Here is a 22,743-nt window from a genome sequence, read left to right on the forward strand (position 1 = left end):
TTGTGAACACCACCCGCAACCACCGCATCGGCGTCACCGCCGTGCTGGCCTTCACCGGACCCATCGCCGCCGCCGGGCTCCTCGCCTGCACCAGCGACGACACCACCTCATCAACCCCGACACCTTCGTCGGCGGCGATCGCGACACCTCCGACTGGGGTGGTGTGGCGGCCCTTCCAAGGCATCGAGCTACCGGTCGCCGATCAAGGCCCCCACCGTACCGAGGGCCCGGTCGCGGGTGGGTTCGATCGGTCCCCGGCCGGTGCCGCGCTGGCTGCGATCCACGCCACGGTGCGGCTGTCGGTCGCCACCGACAGCCAATGGGCTGCGGTCGGTCAGCAGATGCTCGCGGCTGGGCGTGGCCGCGATGCCTGGGCCACCGCGCGCGCCCAGATCTCGATCACCACCCCAATCGCCGAGGGCGCACCGAAAATCCTGGGCTACCAGGTGACCCGCTACACCCTCGACGCCACCGACGTGGCGGTCTACAGCCTGCATCCGGACAACTCCGTCACCCGCAACACCACCCAGGTCCTGTGGCAGCGCGAGGACTGGCGGCTGCGACTGCCCGATGACCCCACCACCAGCCCGGTGACCGCTGTGCCGGTAGCACCGGCCGACATGGTCACGTTCACGCCCCGGTGAGGAGACCTTCCGAATCATGAAAACCCAACGCCTGCTGATCATCCTGCTGCTAAGCATCACCGCCGTTGTGATCGCAGCCTTCGTTCTCACCATCACCCGCGACGACCAGCCTCGCGACATCCCCGCTGATCCCGGCCACGGACCCACCGAACGCACCTACCCCGAACCGTCGCTGACGACGCCACGGCCGCCGAGCACCGACCTGTTCGGCAACCGACTCGAAACCCCAGCCCAGGACTCCGGTGTTGTACTGCCGCAGGATTTCACTGCCCGGCCCGACCCAACACGCCCCGACTACCTGAGCGCGGCACCCGCGCGGATGCAGTGGCAACGCGGGTGGGGCGGTGCAGCACTGCCATTCTCGAGCAGCGACGGACCCACCGCCATCTACGACGGTGTCGCGATCGCGTTCGCGCGCACACCACAAGGCGCGGCGTTAGCGGCGGTCGATGCGATGGCACGTGCCCTCTCAGCGCCGGAAGGCGTCTGGCAGCAGGTGGTGCGCGAGCGCTACTACGGCGGCGGCCAAGCGTTGCTCGACCGCTTCGCTCGCTCACGCCAGCGCACCACCGACGCGGCTCGATACGTCGTGGTGCCCGACGGGGTCCGGGTTCAGCCCGGCTACCGCGACGACCTGGCCGTCGTGCAGGTCGCCACCCGCTCCGCCCACGGGTACACCGTCGCGGACTGGCCGATGGCCTGGATCAATGGTGACTGGCGTGTGCGAGTCCCAGACAACATCGAAACCCTCTGGGGCCCAGGCACCTCCGTCTCCACATTGACCGGGTTCGGGTCGTGGAAGGGACAGCCATGACCACCACGCTCACTTCAGCGCCCCACGGTGCGGAGTACTGGCGAACCCAGTTGCCGATGCCCGATGTCTGTGACTTACCGCTAGGGCCGCGACAAGCGTGCGAAGAAATTCAACAAACCGCGTCGGAAGCTGCCAGTTCGGTCCTGGACGACCTCGTCACAGAGCTTGGTGAGAGCTTCGGCACGATTCTGCGGTTTCTCATGACCTGGTGGACAGCACTGCCCTCACCACAACTGACCGACTCCAACGACGGGCCGGGCACAGCGCTTTCCGGCGTGCGCGAGTACACCAGTGGCCTTCAGGTAGTACTGCTGACGGCGGGCATCTTGTTCGCGGCAGCACGGCTGGCGCTGGCCAAGCGCGGCGGCACCGCGGGGGAAGCTCAGGAGACCTTTCTGATGCTGGCCCGCGCAGTCTTTGCCTCGATGACCTTCGCCGCGGTGATCACCGCTGGTACTCGCGCAGGCGATGGGTTCGCCGAATGGGTCATTTTCGACGCCTCCCGCGGAGACATGCACGGCGCAGTCGCCGAACTCGTGGAATTCGACCTCGAGTCACGGTCCGGGCTCGGGACCGGTGTGCTGTTGGTGCTGTTCCTACTGGGCATCATCAGCACCCTCATCCAACTGGTCATGCTCGTCATCCGGCAAGCGCTGCTGATCCTGGTTGTCGCTGTGCTTCCGATCGCAGCAGCCGCTTCGGGAACCGGGCCGGGTTCGCAAGCCTACAAACGGCTCCTAGCGTGGTCGTTGGCGTTTGTGCTGTGGAAACCGGTGGGCGCGCTGGTGTACGCGATCGCGTTCACTGTGGCCGGACGCGACCAGCAAGACCCGCAGATGGTGCTGCTGGGACTGATCTTGCTCGTGATGTCGGTCATCGTCCTGCCCGCCCTGATCCGGTTGGTCGCCCCGGCGGTAGCCACCCTCGGAGGAGGCGGTGGCGCGACAGCGGTGCTGGCAGGCGGCGCGGCGGGTGTGGCGATGGCCTCGATCGGAGGAGGTTCGGGCGGCCGCAAGGTCAGCGAAGGCGAAAACGCTCCCAGCGGCTCACCACCGAGCACACCGTCTGGTTCCTCGGCCGGTGGTGGCGGACGCCCGATGACAGGTGGTGGTGGTTCGGCAGGACCCAGCACGAGCGGTGAGTCTGGCGGCTCCGCGATAAGCCACAGGGCCGGTGGAGGCGGCAGCGCACGCCCGAGCGGCGGTACTGGTCAGGGGAAAGCCGCCAGCACCAATGCCGCTGGTGCCGGCACCGGTGCCGGTGGCGGTGGCGGTGGCGGTGGCGGGGGTGCGGCAGCGGGTGCTGGTGCGGGCCCGGCCGGTGCCGCGGTGATGGGCGCTCAGATGGGAGTGGACCTCGCCCAGCACGGGGTGTCTGCCATCGATAGCCAGGTCCGTGATGCGAGCGAGGCCGGGTGGGATCCGGACGCACTGGGCCCGGGGGAGGTGCGGCGATGACAGCGCGCATGTACGGCCGGTGGGAAAAGCCCCGCTCGGCTGGGTTTTTCGGCTTGACCTGGGGCGTGTCGATGCTCGGGCTCGCCATGATCATCGCGGTGATGGTCGGGTTCCTCGTCACCCGTTCGCTATCGGTCGCTATGGGGTTGATCGTCGCGTCCGCGGTGGTATTCACCCCATTGGCGATCACCCGCAACGGCCGCACCGGCTGGGAAATCCTATTGCTGCGGGTGCAATTCGCCGCCGCCCAAGCCCGCGGCGAGCACCTCTACCGCGCGGGCCGCTTCTCCCGAATCCCCGGTGTCGCGAAACTGCCTGGGCTGCTGGCCGATTCGCAGCTCAGTGAGTACGAGACCGCGGGCGGCAAACGGTTCGCGATGATCCACATCCGCCGCAGCGACCACTACACCGTCGTGCTGCGGGTGATCCCGCGCGGCAAGGAACTCGTCGACCAGGCCCAAATCGACTCGTGGGTCGAAGGGTACGGCCAGTTCCTGGCCACGCAGAGCCGTGGCGGGGAAGTGGTGGCGGTGACCGCGGTGCTGGAGAACGTGGTCGAAACCCGGCTCAAGCAAGCGCGGGAGGTCGCGCGCCTGGTTCGCCCGGACGCGCCTGCGTATGCGCAGTCGGTGATGCGGGAAGCCGCCGCCGACGTCGGCGGGGTCGGGGTGCGGATCGAAGCGCGGATCGCGATCACCTACCGCGCCATCGGCAAAGGCCGCATTCGTCGCGACGAAGCCGAGCAGGCCCGCGAGATCGGGCAACGCCTGCAAGGCGTTCTCTCCCAACTCGCCCGCGCCGGTCTACCCGCGACCCCGCTGCAGGCGTGGGAAGTGCTGGGGCTGGTGCGTACCCGCTATGACCTGGCTGCTCAACGCGATGTCGAAGCCGCGGGCGCGGACATCACGTCGAGTCAGTCGTGGGACAGCGTCGGTCCGATCGCCCATCAGGATCGGTGGGATCACTACCTCCACGACGGTGCGCGCTCGATCACCTGGGAGATGGACGCGGCCCCGCGTGGGGCGGTGATGGAGACCGTGCTCGAGGAACTGTTGCGTCCCCGCGCGGACGTGCCGCGCAAGCGGGTCGCGATCGTCTACCGGCTGCATTCGGCCGCCGAGGCCACCAGCCTGGTGGACTCCGACTTCCGCGACGCGGTCGCCGCGGAGCAGACCGAACGCGGGATCGCCTCGGCCTCAGCGCGGATCCGCGTGGCCAACACCCAAGCCGCCCGCGAGGAACAAGCCCGCGGCGCCGGGCTGACGCGGTTCGGGGTGCTGGTGACGGTCACCGATCACCTCGACGGGGACCTGCCCGGGATCGAAGCCTCGGTCAAAGGGATGGCCGCGGCCTCGCGGCTGGGGGTGCGCCGCTGCTACGGCAGCCAAGCCGCCGCCTTCGCCGCCTCGCTGGGGATCGGGTTGATCCTGCCCGAGCACACCTCCATCTCGAAGCGGGTATCGAGTTGAACGAGTTCACGGAAACTGAAGCGTCGTCAGCGGGAACCCGAGTGCTCTCCCGTGATATTCGGGTGGGTGCGTGCTCGGGTTGGTGCGGAAGCTGGCGAGTCGGCGGCGTCAGGGTCGAACAGCAGTTGCCGGGCGTTGGCGGCCCATCGGATCGCATTGGTGTCGGAGATTCCGAACATTGCCGACAGATGCAGCGGGTCCGCACCGCAGGTGATGGCTTCCTCGAGCTTGCGGTCGATGCGCAGTCGTTCCAGAGTCGCCCCCAGACCACGCTGGGATGGGGATGGCAGGATCTTGGTGCTGACCGGTCCAGTGCGAAGAGCGGTCTCCTTGCTGATGAGCAGATGCGGATTTGCGGTGCGTGGCCAGCGGCTGCGCCGGTGGTCGAGCCATTCGCGCAACACAGCAGCGGTGACCTCGTCGATCGGAAGGACACGGCCGCCGATGGTGATGCGCCGCTTGCCCAGGTCCACGTCGTCGAGCAGCAGTGCCCGGATCTGCCCGGGCCGGGCCGCGTAGATGGCGGCCAGCACAACAGACAGACGCGCCTGTGGAGTGTCTGCGGCGCGCACCGCAGCAGTCATCTCGTCGTCGGACAGAGGCTGGTAGATCGGCCGGACGTGCGGTGTGCCCGGGATCCGGGCGCAGGGATTCCGGAAGACCACGCCGTCGCGTTTGGCCCAGGCGAACAACGACCGCAGCGCTCCCAGCGTGTCAAGCCTCGGCTTACCGTTCAGTTCGGCGAGGTAGGCCAGGACCTCGCCACGAGTTATCTCACGCAGATGATCGTGGCTGGTCGACCAAGTCTGCAGTGCGGGCCGTACCGCATTGAAGTAGCGCATCGCGGTCGCAGGTGCGCGGCGGCGCTGGCGGGGCCCACCGTCGTGCAGGGCGCGAACCCAGCGTTCGGCCTGATGGGCGATCGCGGGGGCGAGGCCGTCGAGTTTGGCGGCGAGCCAGATATCGAACACCGCGGGCCGGTCGTCGGCGAGGATCTCCATCGCCGACAAGATGTCGATGACGTGGACGAGCGCGCCACCACCCCTACGCGTACAGACCAGCGAGTGGAACTGCGAGACGCGGACGAGTTCCCCGTCGGCGTGCGTGGCCAGCAGCATGACCAGGTTCCGGTTCAGCGCCGAGCGCACCTTGAGGCCGAAGCCGCGGCTCTCGGCCGTGGTCCAGGCCAAGTGAAGGGCCCAGGCCAGCCATGGATTGTCCGGCGGGGCACTCGATCTCAGATCGACACGGCCACGCCGATAGGTGCGTGGCAGGTCTGGCAGCAACATCAGCTGTACGGAGTCGAGACTGGGTCGAGACGCGACCGGCGGCGCTTGCTTGGGCTGGCGGCCTTTCGCCCCGCGTCGGCGCGGCGTTGTCGGTGGCGGCGCGTGGCGCTGAGAGAGGTCGGCCAGAAACAGCTGGTGGTACCGAACTTTCGCTGCGTATGTGGCGAGAACCGTTCTGTCGCGGGCATTTTCGGCGGTGGCGGCTCGGTCGAGTCGGGCCTGGCACCAGCACAGGCGGCAGTAGCCCTTCATGACCGGCAGTCGGCGGTGGCAGGCCAGGCAACAACCGATGCTGCGGCGGTAGCCGATAGCGAAGTTGTAGCAGGGCAAGCAGACGCCCTGAGCATAGGTCAGGCCCCATGCCAGGCATTCGGAGCAACTGGTCACCGAGCGTGCGATCTCCGGTCGGCGGGCGACGCCATGTTGGACGGCCATCGGTCAGGTCGGCGGCATCGAACGCCCGTCGCGGCGGCGGGGCACGACCGGGGAGCGAGGTTGTTGTTGGCCTGCGGCGACAACGTCGCTGCCGGAGGCGGGACATGGCACCGATTCGGGTTCAGGGATCAGCAGTTCGCCGACCTCGCAGCTCAGCACGGCGCAGACCACGTCCAGATCGGCGAGTTTGATCGAGGCGGGCTGGCCCGACCACAGGTGCGACATCTTTCCCGCAGAGATGATCAGGCCGCGTTCGGCGAGCAGGCGCTGCAGTTGCGAGGCTTGCCAGATGCCGCGGTTCGCTGCGGCCAGACGCAGATTCCAGCGCATTCACATCAGTCCCTTCAAACGCGTGCCGACGCGATGCTGACCGGCGATCCAGGCGTCCTCGATCCGGCTTCGGTGCACGTGAACGTATTTCATCGTGGTGCTCACCCAGGCGTGGCCGTACATTTCCTGGATCGAGATCAGGTCCACGCCGCCCAAGTAGAGTTGCGAAGCGCAGTAGTGGCGCAGGACGTGCGGCGACATCCGCCCTGCCCATGTCGGCAGGTGCGTCCGTGTCGCCTCAGCCAAGCTACGACGCAAGGCGTTGTAGCCGACGCGATTTCGTGTTCCGTCTGCGTTGATGCGTTCGGTGGGCAGCAGAGGCGCGCCGGGGCGGGTGTGGTCGTCGCCGAACTGTCCCCACACGTCCTCGACATACCAGCGCAGGGTGCGGTCGGCGCCGTTGAGCAGCGGAACCATCCGTTGCCGCGGTCCCGACCCTCGTGCGCCTTTTCCGATGCGGACGTGGAGTTTGCCGAAATATCCGAGCTCCCAACGGATGTCGTCCAGGTCGAGGTGGCGGGCTTCGTTGATCCGCAATCCGACATCGGCCATCAGGCGCGACGCGGTGTAGTTCCGGGCGGCTGGTGCGAACTTCCTGCACGTCGTCAGTTCCTGTGCCCACCCCGCGAACAAGGTCTGGACCTCCTCACGCAGTGGTGGGATCCGCACTCGGGTGTCGCGTTGGCCGCGAGGACGATTCATTTCGTCGATCGGGCATTCCACCACCCGGCCGGTCATTGCATGCAACTCGACCTTGTGTCGAAGCTCGAGGAACTCGAAGTACACCGACAAGGCCGCGCAACGCGCGAACTTTGTGCTGCTCGGCGATCCGCGCAGCACCCTCCCGAAGTAGGCGTCCGCGTCGGTCGGCTCCATCTCCCACAACGGACGACCGAACCACGACCGCATCTGCTCGAGATTGCTCAGGTCACACCGGATCGTTTCATCGACAAGACCTGCGGCCGAACGCGCAAGTACGAACTCGGCCAGCACATCGGTCTCGAACTGCTCCAACTCCTCAGCCGAGGCTGCCGGCCGCACCGACCGCAGATCCTGGACCGCCCTGACACCCAACCCACACACCTCGCTTTCACCCGACGTGGAAGGAGATCGAGACACATGAGAACGCTTCAGAAAAGCCGAGACAACCTCAACACGCCGGTTACAGCACGAATCACGGTAAAGGCCCCTGGTCTGCGGCTCGTTGCTCCCGTCCACCTCCAATCGAACCTGAGTGATGGAGAGCTGGCATGAACGCCAAGCAGTCCAAACAGGTACGGCCTGCTCGTACCGAGATCGTCGCGGGCGTGCGTGTGCTCACCTCCCAGGCGCGCGCCGCGGCCGAGGCCGCCGCCGCTAAGCCCGGGCTGCGTGGTTGGCGGGCGCGGCTGGCGATATCGAGCGATGATCATCGACGCGCCACCGCCGCCCGCCGCGCGGAAGACCGCGGCCGCGATGGCTTCGACCGATCGCTGGCCCACCTGACCGACCGCGGTTATCGCGGGCCCGGCGGCGGTCGCGCCGCCGTCGTCGCGGCCACCCCGGAATGGCGGGCCACCACCGTCCAGGTCGCCGGGTTGTTCCCGTTCAGTGTCGGCGCCAGCGCCCCCACGGTCGGCACGCCGGTCGGTGCGCATTACATCACCGGCGCTCCGGTGCATTTCGACCCGATGTCGTGGTTCCTCAAGGGGTTCATCACCGCACCGATCGCATTTGTGCTGGCGCTCAACGGTTTCGGTAAGTCCAGCCTGATCCGGCGGATGGTGACCGGTGCGGTCGCGGCCGGGGAAACGGTGCTGTGCATGGGCGACACCAAACCCGACTACCGCGACCTCGTCGAACGCCTCGGCGGTCAGGTCGTCGACGTCGGATACGGGCACGGCACCCTCAACCCCCTCGACGTCGGAGCACTCGGCGCGATAGTCGAGCGGCTCACCGACCCCGATCAACGCCGCCAAGTCACCGCGCGCGTCGAAGCCGGGCAGGTCAACATCGTCGCCGGGCTGATCGAGCTGGTGCGCGGGTCGCGGGTCGCCGACTACGAAGAAGTCCTGATCGCCGCCGGGCTGCGCGAACTCTACAGCGGAACAGGCGGTTTCAGCTATGACAATCCGCCGCTGCTGGAAGATCTGCTCGCGGTCATCTCCGGCGGCGGCGAGCAACTACGCCGGTTCGCCGAGGAAGACGACGAAGGCGCCTACCGGGCGAGCACCAAATCCCTGCGTAGGTCTCTGCGCGCGCTGGTGGAGGGCCCGTTCGGGGCGATCTTCAACGGTCCCACCACCACCCGTCTGGATCTGACGAGCGCAGCGGTGTGCGTGGATGTCTCTCGTATCCCCGAGGGCGATACGAAACTGCTGGCCGCGGTGCTGATGGTCTGCTGGAGTGAAGGATTCGGCGCGGTCGCCGCCGCGCACGCGCTCGCTGATGCTGGGCTCGCGCCGCCGCGCACGTTCGAGGTCGTCATGGACGAGATCTGGCGGGTGCTCGGGGTGGGGGAGTTCATGGTCGACCGTGTCGATGCGTTGACCCGCCTCAACCGGATGCTCGCGACCGGGTTGATCATGTGCAGCCACACGATCAAAGACCTCGCCGCCTTCGACTCCCCGGCCGCGCAAGCCAAAGCGTTGGGCTTCTTCGAACGAGCGCGCGCCAAACTCATCGGCCCGGTGGGGCCGGAGGAGATCGACCGCATCCGCAACGCGGTCGGGATCACCGACACCGAGAAACTGCTCGTCACCTCCTGGGCGGCACCGCGGCCGCCCTCGGATGACGACCTCGACCCGTCGAGACGTGAAACCCCTCCTGGCACGGGCTGTTTCCTGCTCAAGACCGGTGAAGCCAACGAGCCTGGGATTCCTTTCCGGATGGTGTTCACACCGGCCGAGCGTGATGCGGATGTGCACAACACCAACCGCCGGTTCGACAACCTCCCCACTAGTGGTGAAGCGAGCAGGTGATGGATTGTGGACACCTCCTCGCGCGCGGTGACCGCCACCGCGCTGGGCTTGCCAGCGGTATTGCTGCTGTTGTTGCTGATCGTCGTCGGCGCCGACCCTGCCATGTCCTGCGCTACACCGCTGGCGTCCGGTGGTGCCGCGGGGGTGAGTGGCCCGACGGGGCAGACGGTGGCGGGGCTGTCGGAGCGGCAGTTGCAGTTGGCGCGCAACGGGGTGGCGATCGGCAAGCAGCGTCGGATGCCGGAGTCGGTGATCATCGCCGAATTGGCCGCGCAGGCCACCGAATCCAGCTTCCGCAACCTGGCCAATCCCGCAGTTCCGGAGTCACTGAACTACGCCAACGACGGGCTCGGCTACGACCACGATTCAGTCGGCCCGCACCAGATGCGCGCCAGCATCTGGGGATCGGTCGGCATCGCGGTCCTGATGGATCCGGTTTATCAGATCAACTGGTTCTACGACCAAGCCGAACGACTCGGCATTACCGCGGGGGCGATGTCCCCGGCCGAGCTGGCCCAGGAGATCGAACGTTCGGCACCGAACGCCTACAGCGGGCAGCTCGAGCTGGCGCGACGGCTGTATGTCCTGTTCGCCGACATCGACCCAGCGTCGATGCTCCGCACATCAAGCGGGGGACCGGCAGCAGGCTGTGGGCCGAACGGCTCCGGCGCCCCGCTGCCGGCGGAGGCGAGCGAGTTCGGGCGTGCGGTGATCGAGCATGGAGCCCGCTGGATGGGCACCCCGTATGTCTGGGGCGGCGGGGACACCACCGGCCCGACCGGCGGCGGCTTCGACTGCTCCGGGCTCACCCTCTACGCGGTCTATCACGCCTCGGGCGGGCGAATCCGGTTGCCGCACTACACCCAAGCCCAGCAAGACCACCCGACCGCCGAAATCGTTCCGTTCGCCGAGCGGGCGCCGGGAGATCTGATCTTCTTCACCGCCCCGGGCGATGCGGATTCCCATCATGTCGGCATCTACTACGGCCGCGACTCTCAAGGCCGCGACCTGCTGCTGCACGCCCCGCAGTCCGGGCAAACCGTGACGCTCACCCCGCTTTCGGCGTGGGACGGCGAGCACATCGACGTGCGCCGCTACTCCGCCGCCGCCGCTTCGAGTCCCGACACCAGCCTCCCAGGAGGTCGCACATGAACACCCACCCACTACCCAGACCAGTCACCGGTGGCCGGGTCACCCCGGAGAAACTTGTGCGGTTGCGTGCCGCCGAGCTGCGCAAGCTCACGAGGAAGCGCCAGTTCGACCAGGTCGCGATCGGGCACGGCTTCAGCGACTCGGCCAGTTTCGAGCGGTTCGTGACCGCGCTGCACGATATCGCCGGGATCGACTACGAAGGCCTGCGCCAGGTCGAGGCCGCGCGCCGCAGCGTGCACCGCCGACTGGTGACCATGGCGCAGCGCGGTCCGCAGCTGAGGCTGTTCTCGGCGGCGACGATGACGACCTTCACCATCTGCCGCGCCGACGGGCATGTCATCTGGCACAACCGCTTCCCCCGCGAATGCGTCATCGACACCGGTACCGCGGCGGCGGAAACCTCGGCACGGCAGGCTATTTGGCTGGCGGGGCAGGCTCGCGTCCAGTGGGGCGCCGACGCCGCCACCTTGCACCTGGTCCTGGCCCGCAACCGCGGGGTCGAACTAGTGAAGCTGCACGAGACCGCGGTCGCTGCCGCGCTGGTGTTGGAGGTGAGCACCGACCCGGTGCACCACCCCGCCGCCGAACAATGCACCCGCCCCACCTTCATCGACTGGTGCGGCACCGACCTGGGCGGACTGCTCGAGCCACCGCAGGAACCGGCATGAACAGAACAATTCTGGTCATCACGACGGCCGCGGTACTCACCGGCGCGGTCGGCTGCTCGTCCACCAGTCCCGACACCACGCTGGCAACCTCCGAGTGCCGAGCGGATCGGTTCGCCCCGCCCTTCCACGACTTGGATCCGTGCTCGGCCGAGGCGGTCCTGACCGCGGCGGTGAGCACGGTCTTCGGTTACCGGCCGCGCGAGCACGCCGACCCACGGGCCGCGTTCCGCGCCGCCTCGGCGCTGACGGACCCTCGCTTCGCCGAACAAGCCGAACCGGCCGCGCTGGTGTGGGCGCCGATCACCACCGAGCAGTTCCAGCACTGGCAGCACGACGGTGTCGAGCTCACCACGACGGTGCGGATCACCGCCGATGATCACCCGCCCGACACCGCCACCACCACCAGCCGCGTTCTCGCCGCCACCCTCCAGCCAGAAGGCCAGGCCGGCATCGACTTCGCCGTCTACGCCGATGTCCGCCGCGCCAGCGCGAGCTCGGCGTGGCTGCTGTCGGGGATGGAGGTGGCGGTGTGAGCGGGGATCCGGTCGAAGAGAGCAGCCAGGTTGTGCGGCAAGGGTTTGTGCAGGCGTTGCAGACCGCGCACACCACCGCCGCGCTGATGCGCGGACGCGGCGGGGAGGCGCGTACGAAAGCCGAACACCTCCAGCGCATGAACCACGCCACCGCGAAGGAACAACGCTCGATCACCGAACACCACATCCGGGTAGTCGATGCGATCGAATCCGCCCGCCAGATGGGGGATTTGAATACCGCGAAAGTCGAGGAAGTCCGTGCCCGCATCCGGCGCGACGGAGAGCTGCACGAGCTGGAAACGCGGCAGAAGGAGCGTCAGATCGAGCGGGCCGATACCGATCTGGCACGTCGCCAATCCGCGGGAGAGCTCGAGCGGGAGCACAAGACCGAAATCCACCAGCATCGGATCGACGGCTACATCAACCGCGAAACCCGCGCTGTCGAGGTCCACCAGCTGGAGGTGGAGTACAAGCAGCTGCTCATCGAGATCCGCCGTCGCGCTGCCGGTTTCAGCGATTCGCTCACCGACCTCGGTGATTCAGGGGCGGGGATGGCTTCAGCGGCGGCGTTCGCCAGCGCACAAGCAGCGGAGAGGCTGTCGGATCAGCATGCCCAAGCCGCGGCGGCCTACCGGGAGCGGTTGGCCGAGGACACCGACCTCGACGTCGACGAACTTCTCGAACATGATCTCGCCGAGCTCGCCGCCGCGTTCGAGGAAGCCGGGCCGTGGACAGGCTCGCTCGACGACCTTGCCGGCCTCACTGAGGAACTGAGCTACGCCACACACCTCGAGCACGATCTCGGCGACGTCGCCGCCGAGGCGGAGGTAGAGGTCCTCGACGGCGAGGTCGTCGAAGAAGCCGTCAAGGCGACGGGGGTGACCGACGTGGATTACCGGCTCGTCATCGACGCCGAGATCGTCATCGATCCCGTGGAGCCCGAACTGGGACCGGTACCGGATCTAGGGCTAGACCAATGACCGCCCGCGAAACGGTCGTGGCGGGTCCACGGTGGGGCGGGGGTCGGTGAGGTGGACGCTCCGACGCCGTTGCAGGCGCATCTGCTCAAGGCGATCCAGAACCTGGCGCGCGACAACCAGCAGCTGCGGGAGTCCGCTCGCGCGGATGGCCCGGACCCTACGTCGCCAGAGTTGCTGCGCACCCTCGATATCGGTGAACACTCCGGTGAGCAACTCGAAAGCGTCGCGTTGGCGATCGGGGTGCCCAAGGCGTGGATCGACTACGCCCGCGCCGCCGGTCACCGCGGCCTGGCCTGGCAGCCGGGTCAGGTCCTGCTCGGCTCAGGTCGCGTGGCGCGGCAGTCGTTGATCGCCGCGCTGGCCCGGGAGGTCCATGGGTTGCAGGACATGGCCGGAGTCGGCGCCGCCCACATCCGTCGTGAGGAGGTCAGCGCCGACACGGTCGCGCAGTTTCGGCGGGTCATGGGCATGACCTGGCAGCGCCTGGGTGCGGTCTCGCATGCGCTGACGCTGACTGAAGAGGAACGCCATCAGGTGTGGAGCCGTGGTTCCCAGCACTGGAGCACCGTGGTCGCCGGGCAGGTGCGCGGCTACAGCGATCAGGAACTGTCGATGCGCTGGCAGCAGGTAGCAGGCGTTGAGTTCCCGGTGGTGGCGGCTCCGGTGCTGGTGTTGCAGTGGGCCGGGATCACCCAGGAAGACATCGCAGCCCAGATGCCGACCTCACCAGATCGCATGGTCGAACTCGCCGCCACCGCCTCGAACGACCATTCCCCGAACGCCGCTGCGCTGGCTGTCACCGACCCCGATCCCGGCCGCGACCATGCCACCGCCACCGCGATCGCCACTGCGATCGATGCGGCGGGGGTGAGCGCGCCCGCTGCCAGGTACCTCGATCCGGCCGGTGACGCCGCCGATCTCGCTGCCGATCAGCGAGAACTCGACCCGGCGCCGGGGACGGAGCTCCTGTGAGCGGTCAAAGGCACTGCGGTGCAACGTTTTCCATCGAAAGGAACACCTGATGAATCACTCGCTATCCGGGCTGGAGCGACTACCGAGCTGGAAAGTGCGGTTGCTCGAACGCATCCAGAACCTTTCCGCCGTGCACGCTCGGGTACTGCTGCAGGAGCATCCGGAATATCAGCCGCACTACGGGGAGGGGCATATCCCGATCCGAACCTGGCGGGCTCATCTGCGGGAGTTGGAAGCCGACCGCACCGAGATCGAGCTCCACGCCTCCGCCGTCGGGGTTCCCGCCGTGGCGATCGCCGAGGCGCGGGCGGCGGGGCAGCGCGGCCTGCAATGGGACGACAGTGCCCATGCCGCGCCCACACTGCGACACGGCGAGGATCCCGCTCGCGCGCAGCTGATCGAAGAAATCGCCTCGGATGCGTGGCAGCTCGAGCACATGGCTGTCATCAGCGTGGAGCACCGGCTGCGCGGGTTCGACGGCCGAGTCGCCCGCGACGGCGGGGCCGATGCGCAGTTCGACGCGAACATGGTCGCGTTGTGGGAACGCGCCAACACCGCCGCGCACGTCATCGGCTTGACCGGTGAGGAAGCCAGCCAGTTGTGGGAACGCGACCCGGCCGGATGGCAGCAGCTGGCGGGGATGGTGCGCGGCTACGACGACGCCGCACTGCATGAGCGGTGGCGCACCTACGCCTGGCCCGGCATCGAAGCGCAGGCCCGCCGCGGCAGCGACAACCTCGTCTTCGCCCGCGAAACAGGCACTCAGCTCGACTTCGCACCACCGACCCCGGCCGTGCTGATCCATCACGCGACCGAAGCGATCCCCACACTCGATCCCGCGATGTCGGCGACCGCCGCGGGGATCGGGTCAGCGGTCGAGGCCGCACTCCCGAATGACTCGGGTCGAAGCTGGGGCAGCGAAGCCAGCGCGCAAACCGACCACCGGACAACCGATCCCGGTCCAGCGCCTGGCTATGAGCCCTGAGGCGGCGGCGATGACCACCCCCGACTCGTCACCGCCGGACACCGTGGCCGGCTGGCAAGCCCAGCTCTTGTTACGGATCCGGATGCTGGCCGCCGAACACACCCGCGTCCGCAACGCAGGCTACGAAATCACCGAGGACCCCGATCGCAACGTCGAGCACCGCACCGCCTACCTAGCACACCTGGACACCCTGGAAGCCGAGCGCGAACTGGCCGAACAGACCGCGCTGTCGGCGGGGCTGGATCCCACCTGGATCGAGGACATGCGTGAACTCGGTGGCCGTGACGCCCCTTCGCCCATCCGGTCGTCCGCACGGCACGCACCCGCGCGCGACAACGCCGCTCAGCAGATGTATGTCGACATGCTCGGGCTGGATTTGTGGCATCTGGAACGTATGGCCAGTCTGTCCGCGGCGCGCGCGGACCGCATCGCCACCGGCCGGTGGAGCTTCGGCACCGACCCGCTCGCCGAACAACGCTTCGCCCGCAACATGGCGGCTCGCCACCAACGCGTCACCGCCCTGGCACACGCCGCCGAGATCACCCCCGCCGAGGCCGAAACCCTCTGGGGCGCGAGCGCTGAAGGCGCACGCCGCGCGCATGCGGTGTTCGTCGAAACCTACGACGAGCTCAGTGTGGTCGCCGAATGGAACTCCTACGCCATCGCCAGCCCGGATCTGGCGATCCCGCCCTACCTTCCCGCCGACTCCGCTACCGCCACCCCCACCGCTGGCGCGCACGCCTCGCCACCGACGCCGCGGCAGATGATCGACGCCGCCAGCGCCTCGCTGCGCGCGCGCTTCGTCGACGCCGCCTTGTCCGACAGCGGTGTAGTCGAGGACCACACCGCTATCACCACCGCTATCGAGGCCGCGCTGCCCGATGGCGCCGCCGCCGCGCTGCCCGTCGCCGACACCGCCGGGGCCGGTGAACTCGACTATCCCGCCGACTCCTACGAGCCTGGCCTCGCGAGCGATTTCGGCACCGAGATATGACCACGACACCGGAAAGGCTCTACTGCGCACCGACGAACTGAACCTTTTCCTGCCTAATGCGTTTCGTTGACGTCTGGTCACGGGCCAACAGACCGTGACGTCGAACCCTCACTGCCGGGACATTCCTGCGCCGCACCACCACTTGGCGGTCGCCTGGCGCTACGCCTTCCACTGTCCGGAGGTCGTCGATGTCCACCACCACCGCATCACCACACCTGTCCCACTCGCCGGGAAACGTTGAGCTGGAGCCGGGGGCTCGGGCATGAGCTGGCCCGATCCGCCCCGCGGACCGACCGACCCCGCCTACTGGCGCGAGGCCTCGACCAGTCTCGAAGCCGAGGTCCGCGCCGATTTCTCGCTCTACTACCAGCTGCGGGAGATCGCCCCGCACAGCGAGACTGCTGAACACAGGCGCGAACTCACCGCCCGCGCTGACGAGCTGGCCGCCAAGCACGGCCGCCACGAATCGGTCGAGGCTCGCACGTTGTGGGGGCAGATGCAGGCCGCGGTCGCCGGGTGGGAAGTCCGCCCCGAAACCACACGCCAGCTGTTCAACCGACTCGATCAAGCGCAAGCAGCCGGTGATCTACCCGTCGACGAGCTGGTGTGGCGCAACCTGCGCCAGGCCGCCGAACTCACCGGCCACCTCGAAGTCATCGTCACCGGCTCGGACCAGGACGGTGCTCGCTGGCAACCACCACAGCGCTCTCTGGCCCCCGAGGCACACCGCACAACCCTGCTCGACCGAGCCCTCGGCGGGCGCGGGCCGGAGCTGGACTTAGCCGGTGTCGACATGATCATCGCCGAAACCGATCGCCTGCTGGCGATCGAAGAACAGGCCGGCGACCTCGACCGCGGCGAGCACGAGCACACCGACTTGCTGCCCGACCGGCTGCGGTCGGCACCGGTGGCCGACACCAGCGCCAGTGCGCAATCCGAGCGAGAGACCCGCCAGATCGCCGCGCTGCGCGAGGTGCAAGACCTCACCGCCGAGCACACGCGGTTGGTCGAAACCTGGGACGGCTCACCCGAGCACGACCAAGCCCAGATCGCGCGCCTGGAATCGCTACTGGATGCCGCGCGCGCCGCACGCGTCGAGGCCGCCGAAGCCGGGGCCGCGCTGGCCGATATCGACGCGGTCTACCTCGCCGGCCGCGACGGCCGCTACTGGCACCAACAGCCCGGCTACCCCCCATTGGCCCACCGCGACTCGCAGGCGACCGAACCAGATCCACTCACAGGCGGCGCGCAGACCGAGGCCGCGATCGAGGCCGCGATGCCGGACGGCGAGGTCGCCGACTGGAGCACCGAGCACGCCGAGGACGCCATCGCTGGGGTGGAGCACCGCGACCTCGGCGTCGACGTTTCCTCGTGAAAACCACCTCGTACCAACCCAACTCACCACGAAGGAGTTCTGTTCATGTTCTCGACCCGCGAAACCCGCCGCCGCACCAAACGCGGGATCGGTGAGGAGACCGCCCTGCTGTTACTGGCCTTGGCGGTGATCGTCGTGGCGCTGTTGGTGTGGGCGGCGCTGTGCGTGGGCAGCTGGTGGGCCGGACAATCCGTCATCGCCCACCCCGCCCGCGCGCTGCTGGCAGTGCTCTCCGGCCAACATCGGTGGCCTTGGCAGTCCAGCATGGTGCTGGTCGCCTTCCTCGCCGTCGGCATCGCCGCGGCGGTGGCCGGGTGGCGAGCGCTGTCGGCCGGAAACGAAATCGACGCTGCCGCGCGCACCATGCAACGCCCCGGCCAGATCCGGCTCGCGCGGGCACGCGACAACATCGCCGCCAACCGGCGGCTGCTGCGCGACGCCGCCCCGGACATCCAAGCGATGAAAGGCCCACCCCTCGGTAGAACCGTGATCGGTGGGGTCGAGCTGTATGTACCCACCGAGCTCGGGGTGACGATCGCCGCGGGCACCCGCACCGGCAAGACCATGGCCTGGGCCATCCCCGCGGTGCTCGCGGCGTGGGGGCCGTGCCTGGCCACCTCGAACAAGCCCGACTTGTTCCGGCACACCGTCTACGGGCGCGAACAGCGCGGCCGGATCTGGCTGTGTGACCTGCAAGCGGTCACCGGAAAAGTCGAATGCGGGTTCTGGGTGAACCTGCTCGCCCAAGTCGACAACTTGCCCGCGGCACGCAAGCTGGCCGGGTTCTTCGTCTCCGCCGCCTCCGGCTCGGCTTCTCAGGCCGCCAACGCCAAGGTCGATTCCTATTTCGACGGCGGCGCCCAAGAACTGTTGGCGTTGTATATGTATGCCGCCGCCTGCGCGCAAGGGGATCTGCTGCATGTGGCCGAATGGCTCGGCCGCGACCAGGACCAGACTCCCTCGCTGATTCTGCGTAGCTACGGCCACCCCCGGCCGGCCGAACGCATCCTGGAATCCCAGGCCCTCTACGCGCGCCAGAGGGATGGTCTCTACGACATGGCGCGCCGCTACCTCAACGTCTTGACCGATGAGGGCTACGCCCGGATGGTGACCCCGCCACGGCGGCGACGGCTGGCCGTGCGCGAGGAAACCGACAAGAACAGCCGCGGCAAAACGCGGCTTATCGTGGACAAATCCGAGCAGGACCCGACCCACAGCTTGCCGGAATTCGAACCGGTGAAGTTCGTGACCTCGACCGACACGCTGTATGCGCTGTCGATGGCTGGACCCGATGGTGCGACACCACTGACCTCGGCGCTGGTCGGCCAGATCTTGGAAGCCGCCCTCGATACCGCCCGCGCCCGCCCAGACGGCAGGCTGGCGGTGCCGCTGTTGGGCGTTCTCGATGAGGCCGCCAACTGCGCCCGCATCGCTGAACTGCCCAGCTACTACACCTACGCCGGGGGCTGCGGCATCATCCTGATGACCATCCTGCAAGTGTTGGAGCAGGGCGAAGACCTGTGGGGCGCCAGCGGGTTGAAGACCATGCGCGCGCAGTCGATCGAGGTCTACGGCGGCGGAATCGCCGCCACCGACTACCTCGAGCACTGGTCGGCGATGACCGGCCCGCACGATGTGGCCGACCGCTCCCGCAGCCACGGGGCCCAAGGCGTCCAGCGCAGCCTGTCCTGGCGCGCCGAACCGATCCTCGATGTCGCGCTACTGGGCGCGTTGCCCAAGGACCGCGCTGTGGTGCGGCTGCCGGGCCATGGGCCGGTGGTGGTGCGCAAGATCTGGTGGCAAGACACCGAATACGCGCCCCTGATCCATAAATCGTTGGCGCGCTTCGACAAAGCCGCCCAACCGATCGTCCTGCCCAGCGACGGTCGCGATTCCACGGCGGGGCAGCAGCCATGACCAGCCCGACCCCGTCCACTGCGGGCGGCACGAAGAAGCCGAAGCCGCCGCAGTTCGCGCATTTCACCGACTTCGTCGAGGGATGGCTGCTGCCGGTTATCAGCGTGCGCCTGGCCGAGGCGAATCGAGAGAACACTTATACCTGGTGTTCGCAGTGGTGGGCCCACCGCGCGGTCGCGGTGCGGATGGCCCACCTGCACAGCGCCTTCGAAGCCCAGGGCCGCGCCCGGACCGGAAACGCGTTCAGCTCGTACCTGCTCTCCCACGTCGATGCCCACTTCAAGGTCATCGGTGATGCGGCCAACGGACCGCTGCACCGCTGCACCCGCACCACCCACGTGGCCACACCGTCGCTGCCGTTCGACCCGGTCCCGGCCAGTTGGGGCAACCTGGCGAAACCCAAGAACAACACCGGCAGCAGCAACGGCGAGAAGAAGCCGCCGCCGCGGTTCGCGCATTTCAGCCAGTTCGTGCAGGAGTGGTTGCTGCCGGTGACCTCGGTGCGGATCGCGGCGAACAACCGTGAGGGCCAATACACGTGGTGTCGGCAGTGGTGGGGCCACCACGGGGTCGCGGTGCGTCTGGCCGGGTTGCACGCGGTGTTCGAAGCCGCGCTGCGCGCCGAGGACAAGATGGCGATGAGCACCCTGTTCACCCGCCACATCGACCCGCACATGCGGCTGATCCTCGATGCCGCCAACGGGCCGCTGCACCGCTGCACACCTGAGCAGCACAATCCCACACCCGGGCTGCCCTCAGTGCCGATCCCCGCGAACTGGTTCGGCCCGCCGGGAGCCACAACCTCGATCGACCGGCTCGGGTTCGGCCCCGACTTCCGTGCACTTGGTAACAACTCGGCGGCAGGCCGGTCGTGAAGGAGCCGACACCAGCGCAGGTCAAGGTGCTCGAAAGTGTGCAGAACCAGTCGGTGCTCCTGCGTGCCCTGCACGCCACCGCGACCGAACACCAGCAGCGGACCGGTCAACGCCCACCGCCGTCGTGGTATGCCGAGTTCCACCACCACTCCGTCGCGCGCGAGGCGTTGAGCGAGGCGGCGCTGGCCGCGGCTGTGCCGCGGGCGTGGATCGACCACGTCCGTGAGCGGGGCGAGCACGGCATCACCTGGCACCCGGACCTGTACTTACGTGCCCCGGAACCGATCGAGTGGGACCGGATACTGGACGGTCTCGACCGCGACGTGCAGCGGCTGCGCGAGTGGACCGCACTCGAGGCCGCCCACCGCCCCACCCCTAGCACTGCGGACGGCGCCGGGCTCGACACCAACCTCCACGCGCTGCACACCCGAACCGTGGGGGTGGCGAACCTGTTCGGCCTCACCGCTGGACAAGGCCACCAGTTGTGGGGCACTACCCAGGACTGGGTACAGGCCTCGGTGGCGATGCTCTACGGCGTTTCCGCCGAGGGAATCGCTCAACGCTGGCAGCACGCCATGCGCACCGACACCAGCAGCTACGCCCTGCAAGCCACCGCTCTGGCCGAGGCCGGAATACCGATCGACACCGCCGCAGCGTTACCGCGGCTCGAGACTCTGCGGGCTCGCATCGGTGCCGCGGTGCAACCGCCGCAGCCGCTGTTCCAGCCAGCGCGCAGCGCCGCCGAACAGATCGAGGCCGCCGTCGACGCGGCGAACTTGACCTACAGCGCAGAGTTCGGCCTCGAATCCGCCGCCGCGCCACCGGTATTCAGCGATCCCGAAGGCGCCGATCCCTGGACCGAGATCACGCCCCTGCCAGCGGTGGACGGGATGGAGCGATGAGCGGCCCGAACACCGAACTGCGGGTAAGGGATTTCCGGCCCGAGCACGCCACCCTGTTGCGCGAGATCCACCGCTTCGCCGCCGAAGGTGCCCGACTGCGCAACACCATGCACAGCGCCGCCGACAGCGCCGCGGTAGTCGACCAGCTCGGGCAACTCGACCGGCAGCGCGAACTCGCCGAGATCGCGGCACGAAGCCAAGGTATCCCCCCTGGCTGGGTCGCCCAGGCACGCCAAGCCGGGCAAACCGGGCGCGCCTGGACCGACGAGCAACTGCTGCGGAACCCGACACGCCAGCAGACGGGCCGCAGGACGGTCAAACGGGTCATCGCCGACACCGCCCAGCTCGTCGACATGGCCGCGATCACCGCCGCCCGCGAACACCTGCTCACCCTCCACGGCTTCACCAGCGAGCCCGAACCCGCTGCCGCCCAGCAATTGCGGCGCAACATGGATGCGCTGTGGACGCGCGCCACCCATACCGCGGCAGCGCTCGGGATGAGCGGGCGCGAACGCGCCCGCGCCTTCACCATCACCGACGAGCGTTTGCAGCAGCACACCGAGCGGCACCTGCACGACGGATTCGATGAGCTCAACGCCGAATGGCGCAACCACGCAAGCCCCGCGGTCGCGGCCAGTGTTCGACGTTCACTGTCGAGCCTGCGCCGCGACGTCCGCACAGCGAGGACCCCGTCCAGCCCCGATCTCGACGCCGACCTGCCCAAACCCGCAGAGCTGACAGAGCGCGCCCGCGATCGCCGCCGCCATGCCAGCCCATCTCGCTTCCGACCTCGACCTCGACGCGAGCCTCGACGGCGGCGAGGCGAGCACCACCGAGGCCTATCGCGATGCCGGCCCAGACCCCTAACCCCAGGGCGGCGATCTGGCTTGCCGGAACCAGCTGCCCGCAAACAGGACCCATGCCTTGCCACTCGATCCCCACATGCGCGCACCGACCCGCCCCCACGACATGACCAGACCACCACAACGGCGAGACCTTCGCCGCCCACCGACTCGGTCCCGCCGCCAGCGACGGCGGCCGCACACACGCCCCCACCGTTCCCCACGAACAGGAGTCCCCGCAATGCCCCTCAGCCTTCACCGCAGCGCCCGCCCGGCCGCCGTCCACAGCCAGCGCATCGGCGAGCACACCATCACCTATCTGCCCGACGGGGTCGCCCTACTCGAACCCGACGCGTGGCTGCCAGAGGCCGACGAGCACGTGTGGACCGAACACGCCAATCTGATCAACGGCGACGGCTACCTCGTGGCCAGCGTCGGCGCGTTGCTGGTCGAGCACGACGGCCGGTCGATGCTGATCGACGCGGGCTTTGGCCCGCTGGCGGTGCCAACGGCGGTCGGGCTGCTGCGGGGCGGGCAGTTGCTCGACAGCTTCGCCGCCGCGGGCAAGAATCCCGCCGAGGTCGACCTCATCGCGATCACCCACCTGCACATGGACCACATCGGCTGGCTGTGGGCCCACCCACCCGGCCACACCGCCCGCCCATTCGCCGACGCCACGGTGGTGGTCGGACACACCGAATGGCAACACCCCGAACTCGCCGCGGTCGACGGCACCCCACGCGAAGTCCTGGACATCTTCGCCCACCAGGTCCGCACCATCGGTTCCGGCGAGGAAATCTTCCCGGGCGTCACCGCGATCCCCACCCCCGGACACAGCCTCGGCCACACCAGCTACCTCATAGAATCCGATGGGCGGCGGCTGATCGCCTTCGGCGACGCGCTGACCACGCCCGCCCAGATCACCCACCCGCATCTGACCACCGTCACCGACGATGAGCCCGCGCTCTCGCGCGCGACCGCGATGCGACTACTCGACGAACTCACCCGACCCAACACCCGCGGCTTCGGTGTCCATTTCGCCGACCTCCAACTCGGGCGCGTCACCACCAACTCTGACGGGCAACGCGAGTGGCAGCCCGAATAGTGCTGCGACCCATCAACTTTGGCGTCCGTGCCGCTTGGCCAGTCG

Annotated in this window: 20 protein-coding genes; 17 read left to right on the forward strand and 3 right to left on the reverse strand. The window is 68.3% G+C overall.

All coding sequences use genetic code 11. The features are described from left to right. The first annotated feature begins 2 nt into the window (after nucleotides 1-2). From ABZV58_RS28680 to ABZV58_RS28695, 4 genes are read left to right on the forward strand one after another with little or no spacing between them, the layout of a single operon-like run. Nucleotides 3-644 (forward strand): hypothetical protein, encoded by a 642-nt coding sequence (locus ABZV58_RS28680; protein WP_355003291.1) that lies wholly within the window; start codon nucleotides 3-5, stop codon nucleotides 642-644. A gap of 16 nt (nucleotides 645-660) precedes the next feature. Continuing rightward, nucleotides 661-1,458, forward strand: a complete 798-nt coding sequence (locus ABZV58_RS28685) for a hypothetical protein (protein WP_355003292.1) — start codon at nucleotides 661-663, stop codon at nucleotides 1,456-1,458. Next, entirely contained in the window at nucleotides 1,455-2,915 is a 1,461-nt protein-coding gene (locus ABZV58_RS28690) for a hypothetical protein (RefSeq protein ID WP_355003293.1), read from the forward strand. The genes ABZV58_RS28685 and ABZV58_RS28690 overlap by 4 nt, the downstream gene beginning before the upstream one ends. Beyond that, on the forward strand, nucleotides 2,912-4,384 hold the full coding sequence (locus ABZV58_RS28695) for an SCO6880 family protein (protein ID WP_355003294.1): 1,473 nt from the start codon (nucleotides 2,912-2,914) through the stop codon (nucleotides 4,382-4,384). The genes ABZV58_RS28690 and ABZV58_RS28695 overlap by 4 nt, the downstream gene beginning before the upstream one ends. Before the next feature lie 26 nt (nucleotides 4,385-4,410). Here ABZV58_RS28695 and ABZV58_RS28700 read toward each other — a convergent pair whose 3' ends face one another. The 3 genes from ABZV58_RS28700 to ABZV58_RS28710 form a co-directional block, all read right to left on the reverse strand. Further along, a complete protein-coding gene (locus ABZV58_RS28700) occupies nucleotides 4,411-5,673 on the reverse strand; it encodes an integrase (RefSeq protein WP_355003295.1) in 1,263 nt (420 codons plus the stop codon). A gap of 438 nt (nucleotides 5,674-6,111) precedes the next feature. Next, nucleotides 6,112-6,438 (reverse strand): helix-turn-helix transcriptional regulator, encoded by a 327-nt coding sequence (locus ABZV58_RS28705; protein WP_355003296.1) that lies wholly within the window; start codon nucleotides 6,436-6,438, stop codon nucleotides 6,112-6,114. Continuing rightward, nucleotides 6,439-7,512, reverse strand: coding sequence for a tyrosine-type recombinase/integrase (locus ABZV58_RS28710; RefSeq protein ID WP_355003462.1), 1,074 nt, complete (start codon nucleotides 7,510-7,512; stop codon nucleotides 6,439-6,441). Between the two features lie 176 nt (nucleotides 7,513-7,688). Here ABZV58_RS28710 and ABZV58_RS28715 point away from each other — a divergent pair, with 176 nt between their 5' ends. The 13 genes from ABZV58_RS28715 (at nucleotide 7,689) to ABZV58_RS28775 (ending at nucleotide 22,698) form a co-directional block, all read left to right on the forward strand. Then, entirely contained in the window at nucleotides 7,689-9,398 is a 1,710-nt protein-coding gene (locus tag ABZV58_RS28715) for a hypothetical protein (protein WP_355003297.1), read from the forward strand. Between the two features lie 6 nt (nucleotides 9,399-9,404). Further along, nucleotides 9,405-10,550 (forward strand): NlpC/P60 family protein, encoded by a 1,146-nt coding sequence (locus ABZV58_RS28720; RefSeq protein WP_355003298.1) that lies wholly within the window; start codon nucleotides 9,405-9,407, stop codon nucleotides 10,548-10,550. After that, nucleotides 10,547-11,218 (forward strand): hypothetical protein, encoded by a 672-nt coding sequence (locus ABZV58_RS28725; RefSeq protein WP_355003299.1) that lies wholly within the window; start codon nucleotides 10,547-10,549, stop codon nucleotides 11,216-11,218. Before ABZV58_RS28720 ends, ABZV58_RS28725 begins: the two co-directional genes overlap by 4 nt. Next, nucleotides 11,215-11,751, forward strand: coding sequence for a hypothetical protein (locus ABZV58_RS28730; RefSeq protein ID WP_355003300.1), 537 nt, complete (start codon nucleotides 11,215-11,217; stop codon nucleotides 11,749-11,751). The genes ABZV58_RS28725 and ABZV58_RS28730 overlap by 4 nt, the downstream gene beginning before the upstream one ends. After that, on the forward strand, nucleotides 11,748-12,731 hold the full coding sequence (locus ABZV58_RS28735) for a hypothetical protein (protein WP_355003301.1): 984 nt from the start codon (nucleotides 11,748-11,750) through the stop codon (nucleotides 12,729-12,731). The genes ABZV58_RS28730 and ABZV58_RS28735 overlap by 4 nt, the downstream gene beginning before the upstream one ends. A gap of 51 nt (nucleotides 12,732-12,782) precedes the next feature. After that, complete coding sequence (locus ABZV58_RS28740; RefSeq protein ID WP_355003302.1) at nucleotides 12,783-13,703, forward strand: hypothetical protein; 921 nt, start codon at nucleotides 12,783-12,785, stop codon at nucleotides 13,701-13,703. A gap of 49 nt (nucleotides 13,704-13,752) precedes the next feature. Continuing rightward, the gene (locus ABZV58_RS28745; protein ID WP_355003303.1) at nucleotides 13,753-14,688 is read left to right on the forward strand and encodes a hypothetical protein; all 936 of its coding nucleotides are present in this window, start codon (nucleotides 13,753-13,755) and stop codon (nucleotides 14,686-14,688) included. A 10-nt stretch (nucleotides 14,689-14,698) separates the two neighbouring features. Continuing rightward, nucleotides 14,699-15,682, forward strand: coding sequence for a hypothetical protein (locus tag ABZV58_RS28750; protein WP_355003304.1), 984 nt, complete (start codon nucleotides 14,699-14,701; stop codon nucleotides 15,680-15,682). Nucleotides 15,683-15,944: 262 nt separating this feature from the next. Further along, nucleotides 15,945-17,057: a hypothetical protein gene (locus tag ABZV58_RS28755; protein ID WP_355003305.1), complete on the forward strand. Its 1,113-nt coding sequence runs from the start codon at nucleotides 15,945-15,947 to the stop codon at nucleotides 17,055-17,057. 45 nt (nucleotides 17,058-17,102) lie between these two features. Beyond that, on the forward strand, nucleotides 17,103-18,974 hold the full coding sequence (locus ABZV58_RS28760) for a TraM recognition domain-containing protein (protein ID WP_355003306.1): 1,872 nt from the start codon (nucleotides 17,103-17,105) through the stop codon (nucleotides 18,972-18,974). Further along, nucleotides 18,971-19,849: a DUF4913 domain-containing protein gene (locus ABZV58_RS28765; protein ID WP_355003307.1), complete on the forward strand. Its 879-nt coding sequence runs from the start codon at nucleotides 18,971-18,973 to the stop codon at nucleotides 19,847-19,849. The genes ABZV58_RS28760 and ABZV58_RS28765 overlap by 4 nt, the downstream gene beginning before the upstream one ends. Beyond that, nucleotides 19,846-20,751: a hypothetical protein gene (locus tag ABZV58_RS28770; RefSeq protein WP_355003308.1), complete on the forward strand. Its 906-nt coding sequence runs from the start codon at nucleotides 19,846-19,848 to the stop codon at nucleotides 20,749-20,751. The genes ABZV58_RS28765 and ABZV58_RS28770 overlap by 4 nt, the downstream gene beginning before the upstream one ends. A 1,083-nt stretch (nucleotides 20,752-21,834) precedes the next feature. Next, nucleotides 21,835-22,698, forward strand: coding sequence for an MBL fold metallo-hydrolase (locus ABZV58_RS28775; protein ID WP_355003309.1), 864 nt, complete (start codon nucleotides 21,835-21,837; stop codon nucleotides 22,696-22,698). The last annotated feature ends 45 nt before the right edge of the window (nucleotides 22,699-22,743 follow it).

Source organism: Nocardia sp. NPDC004654 (assembly GCF_040609595.1).
GTDB lineage: Bacteria > Actinomycetota > Actinomycetes > Mycobacteriales > Mycobacteriaceae > Nocardia.